The sequence below is a fragment of the Streptomyces sp. JLYT201 genome (assembly GCF_059448825.1).
The window spans coordinates 2439887-2459118 of the sequence record NZ_CM182551.1 but is presented as its reverse complement, the minus strand read 5'-3'; the positions used below and the strand labels follow the sequence as shown (position 1 = coordinate 2459118).

The following is a 19232-nucleotide window of genomic DNA, read 5'->3' as shown; positions in this document are numbered from 1 at the left end:
CAGCCTACACACTCGTGATCAGCCGCTGTTCTGGCCGACGTACTGGCCTGGCAGCGGCAGGAGAGACGTACGAGGAGACGACGTGAACGGCGAGCGGGACGACGTGGCGGCAGGGCCTGGGCGCGTGGTGGTCGGGGTCAGCGGTGACTCGCTTGCGAGCCTCGCCGCGCTGCGGGTCGCCGTGCGGGAGGCGCGGCGGAGTGGGCGGGCGCTGGTCGCGGTGCTCGCGTGGGAGCCGCCGGAGGGGGAGGCGCTGTACCTGCGCCACCCCGACCCGGCGTGGGCCGAGCACTGGCGGGGCGTGGCCCGGGCGCGGCTCGCGGGGGCCTTCGACGAGGCGTTCGGCGGGGGGCCGCCCGGGGTGGTGGTGGAGCGGCGCCCGGTGCGGGACCGGCCGGGGCCCGCCCTGTGCCGGGTGGCCTCTCGGCCCGAGGACCTGTTGGTGGTGGGGGCGCGGGGCGGGTGGTGGCGGGGGCGGGTCCGGCGCTACGCCGAGGCGCACGCGGTCTGTCCCGTCCTGGTCGTGCCCGCGCCGCCGGTGCCGGTCGCCTTGCGGCGGGCGCTGCGGCGGGCCAGGCCGGTGGACTTCGCGGTGCGCCCCTGACCCGCCCCTTCCCGAACAAGGGGGCTCCGCCCCCTTGGACCCCCGTTTTCGGCGCTCCGCGCCTCGTCCTCAAACGCCGGACGGGCTGAAACTGTCGCCGGTTGCGGCAGATCTTTCAGCCTCTCCGGCGTTTGAGGAGCGGGGGTCTGGGGGCGGAGCCTCCAGGAATCGGGAAGGGGCGGGTCTGGGGCGCCACCCGCGAGGGACTATGCCGACGGGCCCGAGCTCGCCAGGGCCGTGGAGAGTTCGGCCGCGACCTGCTGGAGGACGGGGACGATGAGGCGGGTGGCCTCGTCGGTGACGCGGCCCGCGGGGCCCGAGATGGAGATCGCCGCGGCCGTGGGGGAGTCGGGGACGGAGACGGCGAGGCAGCGCACGCCGATCTCCTGTTCGTTGTCGTCGACCGCGTACCCCGCACGGCGGACCTCGTCGAGCGCGTCGAGGAAGCCGTCGGCCGTGGTGATGGTCTTCTCCGTGGCGGCGGGCATCCCCGTCCGCGCGAGCAGCGCCCGCACCTCGTCCGGCGGCGTGTGCGCGAGCAGCGCCTTGCCCACCCCGGTGGAGTGCGGCAGGACCCGCCGCCCCACCTCGGTGAACATCCGCATGGAGTGCTTGGACGGCACCTGCGCCACGTACACGACCTCGTCGCCGTCGAGCAGGGCCATGTTCGCCGTCTCGCCGGTCTCCTCGACGAGGCGGGCGAGGTAGGGGCGCGCCCAGGTGCCGAGCAGCCGGGACGCGGACTCGCCGAGGCGGATCAGACGGGGGCCGAGCGCGTACCGCCGATTGGGCTGCTGGCGGACGTATCCGCAGGCGACGAGCGTGCGCATGAGGCGGTGGATGGTCGGCAGCGGCAGGCCGCTGCTCGCGGACAGCTCGCTGAGGCCGACCTCGCCCCCGGCGTCGGCCATCCGCTCCAGGAGGTCGAAGGCGCGCTCGAGGGACTGGACGCCCCCGCTCGCGGGCGCGGGAGCGGAGGACTTCGCGGCGTCGGTGGTGCTGGCGCTGGACGTCGGCACGGCGCGTTCCTTTCGACTGGCAGGCGGTATGCAGCCTACCGGGCGCCTGCGGGGACGTATCCGGCGCGGGCGGGGCGTCCGTGCCGGTCAGTGCGTGTTTGTCCGGTCTCCCGCGAGGCGGTCGGAGCGCCTTCGACGGTATGCGTCGTAGAGAGCTACGTTCTGAACTACGGAATTGTAGTTCCACTTTGTGGAAACGTATAGACCCTTGACGCGGCTCGCGGCGAAGTGAAAACTCCTTCAACAGATCGTTGAATTCCGCTGGCCGGAAGGCCACCGGAGCCGAGGCCCGCCGGTGGGGGGCCCAGCAGCCCCCGCGCGGGGCCCTACGGAGAGGGGTCGCGGTGTCCGACGTCGAACTGGTGCTGCGCTCGACGCGCGTCATCACCCCCGAGGGGACGCGTGCCGCGTCCGTCGCCGTCAGCGACGGCACGATCGTGGCGGTCCGCCCCCACGACGCGCCCGTGGAGCCCGGCGCCCGCCTGGAGGACGTCGGCGACCACGCGCTGCTGCCCGGGCTCGTCGACACGCACGTCCACGTCAACGACCCCGGCCGCACCGAGTGGGAGGGCTTCTGGACGGCCACGCGCGCGGCCGCGGCCGGCGGCATCACGACGCTCGTCGACATGCCGCTCAACTCCCTGCCGCCGACGACGACCGTCGCCCACCTCCGTACGAAGCAGGACGTCGCCCGGCCCAAGGCGCACATCGACGTCGGCTTCTGGGGCGGCGCGCTGCCCGACAACGTGAAGGACCTCAGGGCCCTGCACGACGCGGGCGTGTACGGCTTCAAGTGCTTCCTCTCGCCCTCGGGCGTGGACGAGTTCCCGGAGCTCGACCAGGACCAACTGGCCTCCTCCATGGGGGAGATCGCCGGGTTCGGCGGACTGCTCATCGTGCACGCCGAGGACCCGCGCGAGCTGGCCGCGGCGCCCGCCCGCGGCGGACCCAAGTACGCGGACTATCTGGCGACCCGCCCGCGCGTCTCCGAGGACACCGCCATCGAGGGCCTCATCGCCCTGGCCAGGCGCATCGGCGCCCGTGTGCACGTGCTGCACCTGTCCTCGTCCGACGCCCTGCCGCTGATCGCCGCCGCCAAGCGCGAAGGCGTCCGGCTGACCGTCGAGACCTGCCCGCACTACCTCACGCTCACCGCCGAGGAAGTCCCGGACGGCGCCAGCGAGTTCAAATGCTGCCCGCCCATCCGCGAGGCCGCCAACCAGGACCTGCTGTGGCAGGCGCTCGCCGACGGCACCATCGACTGCGTCGTCACCGACCACTCCCCGTCCACCGCCGAGCTCAAGACGCCCGACTTCGCCACCGCGTGGGGCGGCATCTCCGGGCTCCAGCTCAGCCTGCCCGCCGTGTGGACGGCGGCCCGCGCGCGCGGCCACGGCCTGGAGGACGTGGTGCGCTGGATGTCCACCCACACCGCGCGCCTGGTCGGCCTGGACCGCAAGGGCGCCATCGAGGCCGGCCGCGACGCCGACTTCGCGGTCCTCGCGCCCGACGAGACCTTCACCGTGGACCCCGCCCGGCTCCAGCACCGCAACCGCGTCACCGCGTACGCGGGCAAGACCCTCACCGGCGTCGTGAAGTCCACCTGGCTGCGGGGCCGACGCATCGTGTCCGAGGGCGAGTTCACCGCCCCCTCGGGCCTCCTACTGGAAAGGAAGAACTGATCACCGTGACGGCGATACCGAGCTTCACCGGCGACGCGAACCCCTACGGCGGCGGCGAGCCCTACGCCGACTACCGCACCGCCGACTTCCCCTTCACCCAGTACGCCAACCTCGCCGACCGGCAGCTCGGCGCCGGCGTCATCGCCGCCAACGACGAGTTCTTCGCGATGCGCGAGAACCTGCTCCTGCCGGGCGCCGCCGAGTTCGACCCCGAGCACTTCGGCCACAAGGGCAAGGTCATGGACGGCTGGGAGACCCGCCGCCGCCGGGGCGTGTCCGCCGAGCGGCCCTGGCCCACCGAGGACGACCACGACTGGGCCCTCGTCCGCCTCGGCGCGCCCGGCGTCGTCCACGGCGTCGTCGTCGACACCGCCCACTTCCGGGGCAACTACCCGCAGGCGGTGTCCGTCGAGGGCACGGCCGTCGAGGGCTCGCCGACGCCCGAGGAACTCCTCGCCGACGACGTCAAGTGGACCGTGCTCGTCCCGCGCACGCCCGTCGGAGGCCACGCCGCGAACGGCTTCGCCGTGGACGCCGCGCAGCGGTTCACCCATCTGCGGGTCAACCAGCACCCCGACGGGGGCATCGCCCGGCTGCGCGTGTACGGCGAGGTCGTCGCCGACCCCGACTGGCTCGCCGCGCTCGGCACCTTCGACGTCGTCGCCCTGGAGAACGGCGGCCGGGTCGAGGACGCGTCCGACCGCTTCTACTCGCCCGCCACCAACACCATCCAGCCCGGGCGTTCGCGCAAGATGGACGACGGGTGGGAGACGCGGCGGCGGCGCGACCAGGGGCACGACTGGATCCGCTACCGGCTCGTGGCGCAGGCCTCCGTGCGGGCCCTGGAGATCGACACGGCGTACCTCAAGGGGAACTCGGCGGGGTGGGCCTCCGTGTCCGTGCGCGACGGCGACGACGGCGAGTGGGTGGAGGTGCTGCCGCGCACCCGGCTGCAACCGGACACGAACCACCGCTTCGTGTTGCCCGAGACCGCCGTCGGCACCCACGCGCGCGTGGACATCTTCCCCGACGGGGGCATCTCCCGGCTCCGCCTCTTCGGCCGTCTGACGGAGGCGGGCGCCACGACGCTCCGGGCCCGCCACCGCGAACTGGGCTGATCCCGCGCGGGGCGCCCCAGGCCCGCCCCTTCCCGCTCCGGGGGCTCCGCCCCCGTGCCCCCGCTTTTCGGCGCTTCGCGCCTCGTCCTCAAACGCCGGACGGGCTGGAACTGTCGCCGGTTGCGGCAGGGTTTTCAGCCTCTCCGGCGTTTGAGGAGCGGGGGTCTGGGGGCGGAGCCCCCAGGAAGCGGGCGCCCCCGCGAGGGCTACGCCGCGTGGCCGCCGTCGACCGACAGCTCCGCCCCCGTGACGTACGCCGCCTCGTCCCCGACGAGGTACGCGACCATCGAGGCCACCTCGGCAGGGCTGCCGTAGCGCCCCAGGGCGGTGTGAGCGGCCTGGGCCGCGGCGTACGGGCCGTCGGCCGGGTTCATGTCGGTGTCGATGGGCCCGGGGTGCACCAGGTTCGCCGTGACGCCCCGCTCGCCCAGCTCCCGCGCCAGCGACTTGGTGAGGCCGATGAGCGCCGCCTTGCTGGTGGCGTACAGCGTTCCGCCGGGGCCCGGCACCAGCTTGGCCATGCAGCTGCCGATGGAGACGACGCGTCCGCCGCGCGGCAGGTGCGCGGCCGCCGCCTGGGAGGCGAGGAACGCCGCCCGGACGTTCACGGACAGGACGCGGTCGACGTCGGCGAGGCTGAGGGACTCCAGCGGGCCGATGACACCGGCGCCCGCGTTGTTGACCAGGATGTCGAGGCCGCCGAGGTCGTCCGCGGCCCGTGCGACGGCGCCCGCGGCGTCCCCGGCGTCGGCCGCGTCGGCCCGGATCGCGAAGCCGCGCCGCCCGGCCGCCTCGATCTTGGCGACGACCTCGCGGGCCGCGTCCTCGCCCTGCACATAGGTGATCGCCACATCGGCGCCGTCCTGGGCCAGGCGCAGCGCTATCGCCGCGCCGATGCCGCGGCTGCCGCCGGTGACCAGGGCCTTCTTACCGGTGAGTGAAGACATGTCCGTACCGCGCTTTCGCATTCGTCCGTAGCGGCCGCCGGTCGCGGCCCCGTGCTTGCGTGCTCCATCAAAGTCCCGGCCGCGCCCCGGAGCTGGCGGGAAACGGACGCCGAGGCGCGGGGTGCCGGACGGCGCTCGCGGGGCGATGAGTTCCGGGCGGTGCGAGGGTCGAAAGGGGTGAGGGCGGGCGCGGACGGCGCCCCGCCGGCCACGCGGCACGAGACAGAAGGCGGTCGCCATGAAGATCACGCTCACGCAGTTCCAGACCCTCGACGGCGTCATCCAGGCCCCGGGCGGCCCCGAGGAGGACACCAGCGACGGCTTCCCGCACGGCGGCTGGTCGGTGCCGTACGGGGACGAGGACTTCGGCCGCTTCGTCGAGGAGGTGTTCGGCCGGGTGGACGCCTTCCTCCTGGGCAGGCGGACGTACGAGATCTTCGCGGGGTACTGGCCGAAGATGACCGACCCCGCCGACCCGATCGCCTCCCGGCTCAACGCGCTGCCCAAGTACGTGGCGAGCCGCACGCTGACCGGCGCCGACTGGGCGGGCACCGAGATCATCGGCCGTGACGACCTGCTGCGGGACGTCGGCGCGCTCAAGGAGCGGCCCGGCCGCGAGCTCCAGCTGCACGGCAGCGCGGGCCTCGCGCGGAGCCTGCTGGCGCACGACCTGATCGACACGCTGCACCTGCTGACGTTCCCGGTGGCCCTCGGCACCGGCAAGCGCCTGTTCGCCGAGGGCGGCCTGCCGACGGCGTTCCGGCACACCGCGTCCCGTACGACGTCCAAGGGCGTCGTGATCAACTCGTACGACCGCGCGGGCCGCCCGGAGTACGGGAGTTACTAGGGCCCGCCCGGCTCATCGGACGGGCGCGTCCGGCTCATCGGACGGCCTGCCCGGCCCCTCGGGCAGGACTCGGTCGGTGGTACGGGTGAGGCCGCGCGTGACCTGCGGTACGGGGGAGGCTGTCCGTGGCGGGCGGCCTCCCCCGGTTAACTCCAGGGAAATTCCTCGGACTTATGTCCCATTGTCATTGACACATCAACCTCTACGCGCGTCACCATGGGCCCATGCGAATCCCCCCACGGATCACCCGTCTCGTCAGTGCGTCCGCCCTCGCCGCCGCGTTCCTCGTCGGCGGTTCCGTCACCGGCGTCGCGAACGCCGCCCCGCAGCCGGGCCCGGCCGTCGTCGGCCCGGCCGGGTTCTCCGTCGCCTCGGTCGGCGACATCTGTTACTCGGCCCTGCCCTCGCAGGCCCACGACACCCTCCGCCTGATAGCGAAGAACGGGCCGTTCCCGTACCCGCAGGACGGCACCGTCTTCCAGAACCGGGAGGGCGTCCTGCCGAAGCAGAGCACCGGCTACTACCACGAGTACACCGTCAAGACCCCGGGCTCCTCGACCCGTGGCGCCCGGCGCATCGTCACCGGCGAGCGCAGCCAGGAGGACTACTACACCGCCGACCACTACCGGTCGTTCGACCTGGTCGACCGCAGCTGCTGACCGGCGCCCAGGGGGCTCACCGGGCCTTCTCGGTGCTCTCCGCCGCCGCGAACAGGGCGACCGCGAGCACCACGAGCGCGATGCTCAGATACAGCTCGTAGCCGTCGGCGAAGCCCAGGTGCTGGATCACGCCCCAGCCGCGCAGCCAGCCGGTGAACTCGTGCACCAGCCCCGCGGCCCCCTGGACGAGCAGCAGGAAACCGATCCCTTCGAGAAGCTTCTTCATGGCACCGATCCTCGTCCCGCGCACCCCCCACGGACATCGGCCGCGGGGCGAGGACCGCCGCGCCGGGCGGCCGCATCGGCGCCCGCCGGGATGCGCCCAAAGTCGCTCGCGAGGTGACTTTGGTCGACGATCGCCGCTGGTGGGAAGCCATCCGGCCGGACGGTGCGTAGATTTGTCGCTTGTGAACGACAGCGCTGCCACACGACCGGCCGTCGACGGGGGACGGCCGGCCGGCGTGGACCGTCAAGCCGCACCGGAGCCCCCGGCAGGCGCCGAGCCCGTGCTGCCCAACACCTGGTTCCTGCCCTCGGCCGTCACCGCCGAGCTGGACCCGGACCGGCGCGACGGCGAGGGCGGGCGGGTGCGGCGCACCCTGCGGGACTGGGTCGTCGACTTCGGCTTCTTCCTGGTCGCCGTGGTCATCGGCCTCATCGGCGCGGACGGCGTCGCCAAGAACCCGGCGCTGTCCGACAGCACGGTCGCGATCGACCAGCTCATCGGCGCCGCGTCCTGTGCCGCCGTGTGGCTGCGCAGGCGCTGGCCGGTCGGCCTCGCCGTGGCGATGCTGCTCGTCGGCCTCGTGTCCGACTCCGCGGGCGGCACCACGCTCGTGGCCTACTTCACGCTCGCCGTGCACCGGCCGTTCAAGTACAGCGCGCTGATCGGCGGCCTCGGGGTCGCCACGATCCCGGTGTTCTTCTGGCTGCGGCCCGACGGCGAGACGCCGTACCTGGTGTCGGTCGTGCTGACGTCGATGCTCCTGCTCGTCGTCCTCGCCTGGGGCATGCTCGTCCGCTCCCGGCGCCAGCTCCTGATCGCCCTGCGCGACCGGGCCCGGCGCGCCGAGAACGAGGCCGCGCTCCGCGCCGAGCAGGCCCAGCGGCTCGCCCGCGAGGCCATCGCGCGCGAGATGCACGACGTCCTCGCCCACCGCCTGACGCTGCTCAGCGTGCACGCGGGCGCCCTGGAGTTCCGGCCCGACGCCCCCCAGGCGGAGATCGCCCGTGCCGCGGGCGTCATCCGGGAGAGCGCGCACGAGGCCCTCCAGGACCTGCGCCAGGTCATCGGGGTGCTGCGCGGCGGCGAGGCGGAGACCTCGTCAGGGCGGCCCCAGCCCACCCTCGCGGCCCTGGACACGCTCGTCGCCGAGTCCCGCGAGGCGGGCATGAAGGTGGTCCTCGACCTGCGCGTGGCCGACGCCGAGGCGGTGCCCGCCGCGATCGGCCGCACCGCGTACCGCATCGCCCAGGAGGCCCTGACCAACGCCCGCAAGCACGCGCCGGGCGCCGAGGTCACCGTCGCCGTCGCGGGCGCGCCCGACGAGGGCCTGACCGTGACCGTCCGCAACCCGGCGCCCCCCGGCGAGGTGCCGCCCGTGCCCGGCTCGGGCCAGGGGCTCATCGGGCTCACCGAACGGGCGTCGCTCGCGGGCGGACGGCTCTCCCACGGCGTCCGGCAGGGCGGCGGCTTCGCCGTCGAGGCCTGGCTGCCCTGGGGGTGAGCCGGGTGAGCCCCTGCCCGGATCGCCCCGCTCCGCCCCTCAACTCCGCACTCCCCAGGGCCTGGTGAGGGGGTGTGCTCGCCGCCCGGCTACGATCAGCCGCTGCACAGAAGCAAAGCCCCGCAAGCGGATGCGGACGGCAACGGCACGTGACCGGAGAGGTTAAGGCAGTGACGGGGGAGAGCGCGCCGGACGACACCGGCCGCCCACAAGAGGGCAAACGGTTCATACGCATACGGCAACGCCTCAGGACCCGGCGCGGCGCGCTCGCCGCCACCGCCGTGGTCACGCTGCTCGCCGCGGGCCTCGGCACCTGGGCCACGGACACCTGGCCCTTCGAGGGCCGTGACCGCTACTGCTGGGGCGCCTGGGCGCAGGACAGCGGCCCCGGCATCCTCGGCGACGAGGCCTTCGACGGGGACGACGCCCACCGCCGCACGGCCGAGGAGACCGCGCCCACCCGCGCCAGGCCGCAGGGGCGGTGCGTGCTCGCCGTGCGCTCCGAGCACACCTTCAGCGACGGCGACAAGGGCGTGCAGGACACCCGGGTGACGGTGACGTACGGACCGGCGCCCGAGCGGGCCGCCGCCCGCCTGGAGTGGATCAACACCTTCGTCGGCGGCCGCGCGGTGCCCCTGCCCGAGGGGCTGCCCGGCGCCGTCGACGGCAGCCACGGCCTGCTGGTCCTGCCCAAGCGCTGCGACACCCGCGACGGGCGGCCCACCGCCGTCACCCTGCGCGCCGAGGAGAAGGGGCCGGACGACGTCATCGGCGGCACGGACCTCGGCGGCGCCGACGCCGCCGTCGAACTCCTCCTGGCCGCAGCCGAACAGGGCATGCGGGCCGCGGGCTGCGCCCCCGCAGAGCCGCCGCGCGTCACTTCGCCCCTGCTCAGGCTCCCGGAGAAGGACGACACAAGGCCGTCGAGCGCCGTCTGCCGCATCCCGGGGCTCGACGTCGCGTCCGGCCTCGGCAAGGAGGCGGCCCTGCGGCTCGTCGCCCAGGTCGGCGCGGTCACCCGGGACAGACAGGCCTGCTCCGTACGGATCGGCCGCTCCCTCAGGCTCGGCGAGCGCGAGGACACCCGGATCTTCGACGCCCTGATGATCCGTGAGCCACGGCTCGGCGCGCTGCTCGACGGCGTGACCGGGAGCGCGCCGCCCGCGCCCGGCTGGCGCGGCACCGGCGTCTTCGCCGCCGGGCACCAGGTCGTCCGCGCCCGGTGCGCGGGCCGCCCCACGACGTTCCTGATGCTCGGCTCGTCGGCGCGTGCCACCGAGGGCTACTTCACCACGTTCACCGACGCGGTGACGCGACGCCTGGGGTGCGCGCCCCTCGCGCCGAAGACGCCTGCCGCCACTGCGGGGGAGCACCGATGAGCGAGCACCGCACGACGGCCGCGGCGGACACCGAGGACGGCGGGGGCGACGTGGCGGCCGCCGTCGCGACGGCCGCGCCGCGCCGCCCCTGGTGGCACTGGCGCCGGCTCACCCGCGGCCGTCTGCGGCCCGCCCTCGCCGCCGCCCTCGCCGGGGCGCTGCTCGGCGGCACGGGCGTGGCCTGGCAGGCGCAGGCGGGACCGTTCGCCGCGGAACGGGCCTGCTGGGGCGCGTTCGACGAGGACGACGTGGCCGACCTGTTCCACGGCGAACGGGACATCGAGGCCGCCGACGTGCCCGTCACCACCAGCAGGACCGGCTCCGAAGGGCCGTCCGGGCTGTGCCGGTTGACGTCCCCGCGCGGCGCCCGCGTCACCGCCCGGCTGCACCGGCTCGACGTACGCTTCGGCGGTGCGGGCGACACCTGGGCCGACGAGTACCTGTCCGCGCGCATGACGCCCTTCGGCGGCGGACTGCTCGGCATGGTGTCCGACACGCGCGCGTGGCTCGCGGTCCCCGAAGGCTGCGTCGGCCGCCAGCGCGAGGACGAAGGCCCGCTCGTCGTCGACATGGAGACCGGCTGGACGGTGTACGACGACGAGGTCGACACCGACGAACGGGCCCGGCTCGCCCGCGCCGTGGTCACCCTCGTCAACGACTACATGACGGACCAGGGCTGCACCCGCACCCTCGCCGACCCGACCGGCGGGCTCGGCGCCCCCGCCCGGTTCACCGACGAGAAGCGCGACGCGATCTGCGGCGTCGAGGGCCTGCGCACGCACGACGGGAAGGACGCCGACCACTACCGCCGCCCCCTGGTCACCGCGGGCGACGCCCCCGTGCGCACCTGCGACCGCGACGTCCTCTTCGGCCATCCGTCGCTGCGCCTGATGACGGTCGCGGACCCGCGCCTCGCCGTGCTCTACAAGGACCTCTCGTACGACGGCGGGCAGCGGCGCGTCACGGCCGACGGCGACACCCGCAGGCACTCCCGGGGGCACGGCTTCCTCCGTGACGACATGGCCCTCTACCAGGCCGAGTGCCAGACCGGCGACGTCACCTTCCTGATCCGGGCCGACGACGGGGAGCGCGCCGCCGACATCCGCGCGCTCATGCCCCGTTACGTGGCGGCGGAGGCCGACCGCGTGGGCTGCGGCCCGCTGCGGATCCGGCTGCCCCGGTGACCACCTCCCGCCCCGGGCCCCGGCCGGGGCCGGTGACCGGGCTCGTTACGGTAGGGCGCATGAAACCGATCAGGCTCCTGCTCGTCGACGACGACCCGCTGGTCCGTGCCGGACTCTCCTTCATGCTCGGCGGCGCCGACGACATCGAGATCGTCGGCGAGGCGGGGGACGGCAGCGAAGTCGCCGCGCTGGTCGGTGAGGTGCGCCCGGACGTCGTCCTCATGGACATCCGGATGCCCACCATGGACGGCCTCGCCGCCACCGAACTCCTGCGCAAGCGCCCCGACGCCCCCGAGGTCATCGTCCTCACCACGTTCCACGCCGACGAGCAGGTGCTGCGGGCGCTGCGGGCCGGGGCCGCCGGGTTCGTCCTCAAGGACACCGCGCCCGCCGAGATCGTCGCCGCGGTGCGGGCCGTGGCCGCCGGGGAGCCCGTGCTCTCGCCCACGGTGACGCAGCAGCTCATCTCCCAGGTGACCGGGGGCGGGCCGCAGCTCGACCGGCGCCAACGCGCCCTCGCGCGCCTCGGTGCCCTCGGAGAACGGGAGCGGGAGGTCGCCGTGGCGGTGGGCCGGGGCGCCTCCAACGCGGACATCGCGGCGGAGCTGTTCCTGAGCGTGGCCACGGTGAAGGCCCACGTCTCCCGCATCCTGACGAAGCTCGACCTCAACAACCGGGTGCAGATCGCCCTCTTGGTCCACGACGCGGACCTCCTGGACGGGGCCTGACCCCTGCCGGGGGCCTCCCCGATCCCGCCCCTTCCCGAACCATGGGCCGCCGCCCCTTTCGCGCTGGCGCGCTCGTCCTCAAACGCCGGACGGGCTGGATGGTCGTCGGCCCGCACCGGAGACTTTCAGCCCGTCCGCCGTTTGAGGACGAGGCGCGGAGCGCCGAAAAGGCGGGGGCACGGGGGCGGTAGCCGATGGTTCGGGAAGGGGCGGGTCTGGGGCGCACCGCGAGGGGAACGGCACGGCCGCCCCGTTCGTTCCGCGGACACCAGGTAACCCGCACGAGGGGACGCCCCATGGCAGACGCGATCATCGACCTCGCCTCCTACGAGGACTTCACCGCCAACCCCCACCGGGCGTACGCCGAGTTGAGAGCCCGAGGCCCCGTCCACCGCGTCCGCTTCCCACCCCCGGACCACGACACCGACCACTACTTGGTGGTGGGCTACGAAGCGGCCCGCGCCGCCCTAGCCGACCCCCGCCTCACCAAGTCGAGCACGGGAATCGACCTGGCGTTACCGGACGAGGTGCTGATCGGCCCGCATCTGCTCACCGTCGACCCGCCGCACCACACCCGGCTGCGCTCCCTGATCGCCCGGGAGTTCACCGCCCGCCGGGTCCAGGCGCTGCGCCCGCGGATCCAGGAGATCACGGACGGCCTCCTGGACGGGATGCTCGCCAAGGGAAGCCGCGCCGACCTGGTGGAGGCCCTCGCCTTCCCACTGCCGATGACGGTCATCTGCGAACTGCTCGGCGTCCCCGACCTGGACCGCGAGCGCTTCCGCCAGCTGTCGAACGAGGCCACCTCGCCCACCACCGAGGAGTGGCAGGAGACGGTCTTCGTCGCCCTCGCCGCCTACTTGGACGAGCTGATCGAGGCCAAGCGCGCGGTCCCCGGCGACGACCTGCTCAGCGCCCTCATCCGCACCCGCGCGGAGGACGGCGACCGGCTCTCCCACGAAGAGCTGCGCGGCATGGCGTACCTCCTGCTCATCGCGGGACACGAGACGACGGTCCACCTCATCACCAACACCGTCCACGCCCTGCTCACCCGCCCCGCCCAGCTGGCCGCGCTGCGCGCCGACCCGGGCCTCCTGGACGGCGCGATCGAGGAAGGCCTGCGCCACGAGGGCCCGGTGGAGAACTCCACCTACCGCTTCACCACCGAGCCCACCGAGATGGCGGGCACGCTGATCCCGGCCGGCGCCGTCGTCGTGGTGGGCCTCACCGCGGCCGACCACGACCCGGACAAGTACGGGGCGCCCGACGACTTCGACCTCCACCGCGCCCCGCAGGGCCACGTCGCCTTCGGGCACGGCATCCACTTCTGCCTGGGCGCCCCGCTGGCCCGCGTCGAGGGCCGGATCGCCCTCGCCTCGCTCCTGGAGCGCTGCCCGGACCTCGCCCTGGACGGCCCCGCGACGGACTGGCGCCCGGGCCTGCTGATGCGGGGCCTGCGCCGCCTGGACGTCCGCTGGTAGCACCCGCCCGGGACCTCCGCCCGGCCCCCGCCCCGGCATGTGCAGCAGCGGTTACCGGGTGGTAGAAGTCCTGCCATGACCGAAGCCGTGGAACCGCCCCTGGACCTGACCCTCGCTCAGCAGACCCTCGCTGCCCAGCCGTTCAGCCGCCTCGTAGGAGCCGAGCTGACCGAGTTCGGCGACGGCGCGGCCACCCTGGAGGTCCCCCTGCGCCCCGAGCTGCTCCAGCAGAACGGCTTCGTGCACGGCGGCGTCCTGTCGTACGCGGCGGACAACGGCATCACGTTCGCCGCGGGCACGGTGCTCGGCCCGGCGGTCCTGACCTCGGGCTTCTCCATCCAGTACGTGCGCCCGGCCACCGGCACCCGCCTGCTTGCGCGGGCCACGGTCGCCCAGGCGAGCCGCCGTCAGGCCGTCGTCCGGTGCGACCTGCTGACCGTCGACGGCGAGGGCGTCGAGACGCTCTGCGCCCTGGCCCAGGGCACGGTCCGCACGACGGGCTGAGCCCCGGCCCGCGGAGGGGCGGGCCGGGCCGACCGCGGCTCAGGCCCCGGGGATCTCCGTGAGCCGCACGGGCCGCCGCTCGGCCCGCGACAGCTCGCACGCCTCGGCGATGCGCAGCGCGTGCAGCGCCTCCCGGCCGTCGCAGGGGTTGGCCAGCTCGCCGCGCACGACGTCGACGAACGCGGCGAGCTCCGCCTCGTAGGCGGGGGCGAAGCGCTCGAGGAAGCCGGGCCACGGCTTGTCGGGGCCGCCGGGCGCCTCCGGCTCGGCGGAGGTGAGCGGGGTGCGGGCGGTCACGCCGACCGCGATCTGGTCGGCCTCCCCGGCCAGCTCCATGCGGACGTCGTAGCCCGCGCCGTTGCAGCGGGTCGCGGTCGCCGTGGCCAGGGTGCCGTCGTCGAGGGTGAGCAGGACGGCCGCCGTGTCGACGTCGCCCGCCTCGTGGAACATCGCGGGACCGGCGTCGGACCCCGTCGCGTACACCTCGGTCACCTCGCGCCCCGTCACCCAGCGCAGGATGTCGAAGTCGTGCACGAGGCAGTCCCGGTACAGGCCCCCCGACAGCGGCAGATACGCGGCGGGCGGCGGGGCCGGGTCCGAGGTCATGGCCCGTACGGTGTGCAGCCGCCCGAGCTTCCCGGCGCGCACGGCCGCGCGCGCCGCCGCGTACCCGGCGTCGAAGCGGCGCTGGAAACCGAGCTGAAGGATCGTTCCGGCGGACTCGACCTCGGTGAGCGCGGCGAGGGTGCCCGGCAGGTCGAGCGCGATGGGCTTCTCGCAGAACACCGGCAGGCCCGCCCGCGCCCCCCGGGCGATGAGCTGCGCGTGCGCGGCCGTCGCCGCCGTGATGACCAGCGCGTCCACGCCGGCACCCGAGGAGTCGCCCGGGAACAGCGCGTCCACCGAAGGGGCCGCCGTCGCCCCGAGCCGCGCCGCGAGGTCCGCGGCCCGCGCGCTGTCCACGTCCGCGACGACGAGCGATTCCACCTCCGGACGGCGGACGAGGGCCGCCGCGTGGAAGGTGCCGATACGTCCCGTTCCGATCAGTCCGATGCGCATGGGCCCCACCCTCGCGACGGAACCGCGCTCCTGTCAATGGTTTGTCCTGACAACAGAACTTCCGAACTTCCCGTCATCATCTCCCCGGACTACGCTCGCTCCGTGACCGAACAAGGAGCAGCCAAAGCCGCGAAACCGGCCGTGGACCCCACCGTGGCCCTGCACCTCGGCGTCGACCGCAGCAGCCCGGTCCCGCTCTACTTCCAGCTGTCCCAGCAGTTGGAGGCGGCGATCGAGCGCGGCGCCCTGACGCCCGGAAGCCTGCTCGGCAACGAGATCGAGCTCGCCGGGCGCCTCGGCCTCTCCCGGCCCACCGTCCGCCAGGCCATCCAGTCGCTCGTCGACAAGGGCCTGCTCGTGCGCCGCAGGGGCGTCGGCACCCAGGTCGTGCACAGCCAGGTCAAGCGGCCCCTGGAGCTCAGCAGCCTGTACGACGACCTGGAGGCGGCGGGCCAGCGCCCCGAGACCCGGGTCCTGCGCAACGTGGTCGAACCCGCGTCCGCCGAGACCGCGGCCGCCCTCGGCGTGGCCGAGGGCAGCGACGTCCACCTGGTCGAGCGCCTCCGGCTCGCGCACGGCGAGCCCATGGCCCGGCTGCGCAACCACATCCCGGCCGGGCTGCTCGCCCTCGACACCGAGGCCCTGGAGGCCACCGGCCTGTACCGGCTGATGCGGGCCGCGGGCATCACGCTGCACAGCGCCCGGCAGTCCGTGGGCGCCCGCGCGGCCGAGGGGGAGGAGGCCGGGCTGCTCGCCGAGCCGGAGGGCGCGCCGGTGCTCACCATGCGGCGCACGACCTTCGACGACACGGGCCGTGCGGTCGAGTACGGCTCGCACATCTACCGCGCCTCGCGGTACTCCTTCGAGTTCCAGCTCCTCGTGCGCCCCTGACCTTGCCCGGCACCACAGAAGTAAGAATGTTCTGACAAAGTCATTGACGGTGGGCCGCGCCCCCGGCTACAACTCCCTCCAGCCGCACAGCAGCGGCGGCCGGGAGCAAGCCGGGAGAAGGGTGGCACCACCATGCGTACATCCCGCACGGCAGCAGCCGTCACAGCGGTCGTCGCGCTCGCGGCAGGCCGCGGCGGCTCCGGCGGCGAACCGGTCCCGACCGGGCCCGCCGCGGTGGCCGGGAAGGACGTTCCGCGGCCGCAGAAGTACACCGACCGCGGTACCCGATGACCATGCGCGGCGGCGGCGTGACCGATACTTGGGCGGCTGGGTCCGGTCACCGGGCCCAGCGGCACGAGAGGCTCGGCAGGGCGCGGCACACTGTGCACACCGCGAACACGGCGATCTCAGCAGGCACTGCAAGCACGGCACAGCAAGAAGGGCACGGCGACGTGGCAAGGGTTCGAACGGGAGTACGTGCGGTGGGTGCCGTGCTGGTTGCGGTGCTCGGGGCGTCCCTCGTGGGATGCAGCAGCACCGGCGGCAAGCGCGCCGAGGACGCGCGCAAGGCGGCGCAGGCGTCGGGCAGGGCCGCGGTGGACACGCCGCGCTGGACCTTCGCGATGATCACCCACTCGGGCGACGGCGACACGTTCTGGGACATCGTCCAGAACGGCGCGAAGCAGGCCGCCGTCAAGGACAACATCAAGTTCCTGTACTCGCACCACGACGAGGCGCAGCAGCAGGCCCAGCTCGTGGACGCGGCCATCGACAAGAAGGTCGACGGCATCATCGTCACGCTCGCCAAGCCGGACGCGATGAAGGCCGCCGTGGCCCGCGCCCGCAAGGCGGGCATCCCGGTGGTGACCGTGAACTCGGGCTCGGAGGAGTCCAAGGCGTTCGGCGCCCTGACCCACATCGGCCAGGACGAGACGATCGCGGGCGAGGCCGTCGGCGAGGAGCTCAACAAGCGGGGCAAGAAGAAGGCCCTGTGTGTCCTGCACGAGCAGGGCAACGTGGGCCACGAGCAGCGCTGCGAGGGCGCCAAGAAGACCTTCAAGGGCGAGATGAAGAACCTGTACGTGGAGGGCACCAACATGCCCGACGTGCAGTCCGGCATCGAGGCCAAGCTCCAGGCCGACAAGGACATCGACGCGGTCGTCACGCTCGGCGCCCCGTTCGCCGACACCGCGGTGAAGGCCAAGGAGGGCGCGGGCAGCAAGGCGGAGATCGACACGTTCGACCTGAACGAGAAGGTCGCCGGAGGCCTGAAGTCCGGCACGCTCGGCTTCGCCGTCGACCAGCAGCCCTACCTCCAGGGCTACGAGGCCGTGGACCTGCTGTGGCTCTACAAGTACAACGCCGACGTCCTCGGCGGCGGCAAGCCGGTCCTCACCGGCCCGCAGATCGTCACCAAGGACCAGGCGGGCGAGCTCGAGGACTACGCGAAGCGGGGCACCCGATGAGCGCGACCGCACCGGCACCGCACAAGCCCGCGAAGGCGGCGGACGAGCGCCTCCTGACGACCTCCCCCCTCAAGAAGCTCCTGGGCCGCCCCGAGCTGGGCTCGGTCGTCGGCGCCGTCGCGGTCTTCCTGTTCTTCGCGATCATCGCGGACAGCTTCCTCCAGGCCAACAGCATCGCCACCGTCCTGTACGCGGCCTCCACGATCGGCATCATGGCGGTCCCGGTGGCGCTGCTCATGATCGGCGGCGAGTTCGACCTGTCGGCGGGCGTCATGGTCACGACGTCCGCGCTGATGTCGTCGATGTTCAGCTACCAGATGACCGCGAACGTCTGGGTCGGCGTCGGCGTCTCGCTGCTCGCGACCCTCGCCATCGGCGTGTTCAACGGCGTCATGCTGATCCGCACCGACCCGCCGAGCTTCATCATCACGCTCGGCACCTTCCTGATGCTGACCGGCATGAACCTCGGCTTCACCAAGCTGATCAGCGGCACGGTCTCCACCAAGTCGATCTCCGACATGGAGGGCTTCTCGTCCGCCAAGGACGTCTTCGCCTCGACGATCACCGTCGGCGGCGTCGACTTCAAGATCACGATCGTCTGGTGGCTGGCGATGGTCGCGGTCGCCACCTGGATCCTGCTGCGCACCCGCGCGGGCAACTGGATCTTCGCGGTCGGCGGCGGCGAGCAGGCCGCCCGCGCGGTCGGCGTCCCCGTCGGCAAGACCAAGATCGGCCTCTACATGGGCGTCGCCTTCGGCGCCTGGGTCTCCGGCCAGCACCTGCTGTTCAACTACGACGTCGTCCAGTCCGGCGAGGGCGTCGGCAACGAGCTGATCTACATCATCGCGGCCGTCATCGGCGGCTGTCTGATCACCGGAGGCTACGGCTCGGCGGTCGGTGCCGCGGTCGGCGCGCTGATCTTCGGCATGACCAGCAAGGGCATTGTCTACGCCGAGTGGAACCCGGACTGGTTCAAGTTCTTCCTCGGAGCGATGCTGCTCCTCGCGACCCTGCTGAACGCCTGGGTCCGCAAGCGCGCGGAGGCGACGAAATGACGACTGAGGCCGTATCCAAGGACGCCACGGCCCCCGCGGACGGTACGCCGCTCGTCGAGCTCGACGACGTCAGCAAGTACTACGGCAACATCCGCGCCCTCGAAGGTGTCTCCCTGGAGGTGCACGCGGGGGAGATCTCCTGCGTGCTCGGCGACAACGGCGCGGGCAAGTCGACCCTCATCAAGATCGTCGCGGGCCTGCACCGGCACGACGCGGGCACCTTCCGCGTCGAGGGCGAGGAGACCCGGCTCGCCAGCCCCCGCGAGGCCCTGGACCGCGGCATCGCCACCGTCTACCAGGACCTGGCGGTCGTCCCGCTCATGCCGGTGTGGCGGAACTTCTTCCTCGGCTCCGAGCCCACCAAGGGCACCGGGCCGTTCAAGCGCCTGGACGTGGAGTTCATGCGCAGGACCACCCACGCCGAGCTCCTGCGCATGGGCATCGACCTGCGCGACGTCGACCAGCCGATCGGCACCCTCTCCGGCGGCGAGCGCCAGTGCGTGGCGATCGCCCGCGCCGTCTACTTCGGCGCGAAGGTCCTCGTCCTGGACGAGCCGACGGCGGCGCTCGGCGTGAAGCAGTCCGGCGTCGTCCTGAAGTACGTGGCCGCGGCCCGCGACGCGGGCCTCGGCGTGGTCCTGATCACCCACAACCCGCACCACGCCTACCTGGTCGGCGACCGCTTCGTCCTCCTGAAGCGCGGCCGGATGTCCGGCTCCTATTCGCGAGCCGACGTCACCCTCGACGAGCTGACCCGCCAGATGGCGGGGGGCTCCGAGCTGGAAGACCTCCGTCATGAACTGGAGCGAGGGAGCGCCCCGTAAGGGGCGCGGGGAACTGCGCGACCAGCCAGGTCACAGCCGCAGACGCGTCTGCCGAGCA

General features: G+C 73.4%; 20 protein-coding genes. 16 read left to right on the top strand and 4 right to left on the bottom strand.

What is annotated here, in order from left to right; all coding sequences use genetic code 11:
* Positions 1-82 precede the first annotated feature (82 nt).
* The gene (locus AC5WAM_RS09720) at positions 83-604 is read left to right on the top strand and encodes a universal stress protein (RefSeq protein ID WP_495522321.1); all 522 of its coding nucleotides are present in this window, start codon (positions 83-85) and stop codon (positions 602-604) included.
* Between the two features lie 206 nt (positions 605-810).
* Here the strand turns inward: AC5WAM_RS09720 and AC5WAM_RS09715 are convergent, their stop codons facing one another.
* Entirely contained in the window at positions 811-1623 is an 813-nt protein-coding gene (locus AC5WAM_RS09715) for an IclR family transcriptional regulator (protein WP_242725759.1), read from the bottom strand.
* A 344-nt stretch (positions 1624-1967) separates the two neighbouring features.
* On the opposite strand from AC5WAM_RS09715, the gene allB reads away from it, so the two are divergent.
* Together allB and alc are read left to right on the top strand one after the other, a co-directional pair.
* Entirely contained in the window at positions 1968-3305 is a 1338-nt protein-coding gene (allB, locus tag AC5WAM_RS09710) for an allantoinase AllB (RefSeq protein WP_495522320.1), read from the top strand.
* 5 nt (positions 3306-3310) lie between these two features.
* Entirely contained in the window at positions 3311-4423 is a 1113-nt protein-coding gene (gene alc, locus AC5WAM_RS09705; protein WP_495522319.1) for an allantoicase, read from the top strand.
* A gap of 206 nt (positions 4424-4629) precedes the next feature.
* Here alc and AC5WAM_RS09700 read toward each other — a convergent pair whose 3' ends face one another.
* Positions 4630-5370 carry an SDR family NAD(P)-dependent oxidoreductase gene (locus AC5WAM_RS09700; protein ID WP_495522318.1) on the bottom strand — a complete coding sequence of 247 codons (741 nt, stop codon included), beginning with the start codon at positions 5368-5370 and terminating at the stop codon, positions 4630-4632.
* A 238-nt stretch (positions 5371-5608) separates the two neighbouring features.
* On the opposite strand from AC5WAM_RS09700, the gene AC5WAM_RS09695 reads away from it, so the two are divergent.
* Both AC5WAM_RS09695 and AC5WAM_RS09690 read left to right on the top strand, forming a co-directional pair.
* Positions 5609-6217 carry a dihydrofolate reductase family protein gene (locus AC5WAM_RS09695; RefSeq protein WP_366796247.1) on the top strand — a complete coding sequence of 203 codons (609 nt, stop codon included), beginning with the start codon at positions 5609-5611 and terminating at the stop codon, positions 6215-6217.
* 224 nt (positions 6218-6441) lie between these two features.
* Positions 6442-6876 carry a guanyl-specific ribonuclease gene (locus AC5WAM_RS09690; RefSeq protein WP_366796246.1) on the top strand — a complete coding sequence of 145 codons (435 nt, stop codon included), beginning with the start codon at positions 6442-6444 and terminating at the stop codon, positions 6874-6876.
* 16 nt (positions 6877-6892) lie between these two features.
* Here AC5WAM_RS09690 and AC5WAM_RS09685 read toward each other — a convergent pair whose 3' ends face one another.
* Complete coding sequence (locus tag AC5WAM_RS09685) at positions 6893-7102, bottom strand: hypothetical protein (RefSeq protein WP_366796245.1); 210 nt, start codon at positions 7100-7102, stop codon at positions 6893-6895.
* A gap of 235 nt (positions 7103-7337) precedes the next feature.
* Between AC5WAM_RS09685 and AC5WAM_RS09680 the strand changes: the two genes are divergently transcribed.
* From AC5WAM_RS09680 to AC5WAM_RS09655, 6 genes are all read left to right on the top strand, one after another.
* Positions 7338-8603 (top strand): sensor histidine kinase, encoded by a 1266-nt coding sequence (locus AC5WAM_RS09680; RefSeq protein WP_495522317.1) that lies wholly within the window; start codon positions 7338-7340, stop codon positions 8601-8603.
* A gap of 170 nt (positions 8604-8773) precedes the next feature.
* Positions 8774-9982, top strand: a complete 1209-nt coding sequence (locus AC5WAM_RS09675) for a hypothetical protein (protein ID WP_495522316.1) — start codon at positions 8774-8776, stop codon at positions 9980-9982.
* A complete protein-coding gene (locus AC5WAM_RS09670) occupies positions 9979-11166 on the top strand; it encodes a hypothetical protein (RefSeq protein ID WP_495522315.1) in 1188 nt (395 codons plus the stop codon). The genes AC5WAM_RS09675 and AC5WAM_RS09670 overlap by 4 nt, the downstream gene beginning before the upstream one ends.
* A 59-nt stretch (positions 11167-11225) precedes the next feature.
* Positions 11226-11894 (top strand): response regulator, encoded by a 669-nt coding sequence (locus AC5WAM_RS09665; RefSeq protein ID WP_138962525.1) that lies wholly within the window; start codon positions 11226-11228, stop codon positions 11892-11894.
* A 296-nt stretch (positions 11895-12190) separates the two neighbouring features.
* Complete coding sequence (locus tag AC5WAM_RS09660) at positions 12191-13375, top strand: cytochrome P450 family protein (RefSeq protein WP_495522314.1); 1185 nt, start codon at positions 12191-12193, stop codon at positions 13373-13375.
* A gap of 75 nt (positions 13376-13450) precedes the next feature.
* Positions 13451-13879, top strand: coding sequence for a PaaI family thioesterase (locus AC5WAM_RS09655; RefSeq protein ID WP_495522313.1), 429 nt, complete (start codon positions 13451-13453; stop codon positions 13877-13879).
* Between the two features lie 39 nt (positions 13880-13918).
* Here AC5WAM_RS09655 and AC5WAM_RS09650 read toward each other — a convergent pair whose 3' ends face one another.
* A complete protein-coding gene (locus AC5WAM_RS09650; protein WP_495522312.1) occupies positions 13919-14938 on the bottom strand; it encodes a Gfo/Idh/MocA family protein in 1020 nt (339 codons plus the stop codon).
* Positions 14939-14974: 36 nt separating this feature from the next.
* On the opposite strand from AC5WAM_RS09650, the gene AC5WAM_RS09645 reads away from it, so the two are divergent.
* The 5 genes from AC5WAM_RS09645 to AC5WAM_RS09625 all read left to right on the top strand — a co-directional run bounded on the left by AC5WAM_RS09645 (position 14975) and on the right by AC5WAM_RS09625 (position 19174).
* Positions 14975-15829, top strand: coding sequence for a GntR family transcriptional regulator (locus AC5WAM_RS09645; RefSeq protein ID WP_366793205.1), 855 nt, complete (start codon positions 14975-14977; stop codon positions 15827-15829).
* Positions 15830-15961: 132 nt separating this feature from the next.
* Positions 15962-16120, top strand: a complete 159-nt coding sequence (locus tag AC5WAM_RS09640) for a hypothetical protein (protein WP_366793204.1) — start codon at positions 15962-15964, stop codon at positions 16118-16120.
* Positions 16121-16281: 161 nt separating this feature from the next.
* Entirely contained in the window at positions 16282-17295 is a 1014-nt protein-coding gene (locus tag AC5WAM_RS09635) for a sugar ABC transporter substrate-binding protein (RefSeq protein WP_495522311.1), read from the top strand.
* Complete coding sequence (locus AC5WAM_RS09630; RefSeq protein WP_366793202.1) at positions 17292-18350, top strand: ABC transporter permease; 1059 nt, start codon at positions 17292-17294, stop codon at positions 18348-18350. The genes AC5WAM_RS09635 and AC5WAM_RS09630 overlap by 4 nt, the downstream gene beginning before the upstream one ends.
* A complete protein-coding gene (locus AC5WAM_RS09625) occupies positions 18347-19174 on the top strand; it encodes an ATP-binding cassette domain-containing protein (RefSeq protein ID WP_366793201.1) in 828 nt (275 codons plus the stop codon). Before AC5WAM_RS09630 ends, AC5WAM_RS09625 begins: the two co-directional genes overlap by 4 nt.
* Positions 19175-19232: the final 58 nt, after the last annotated feature.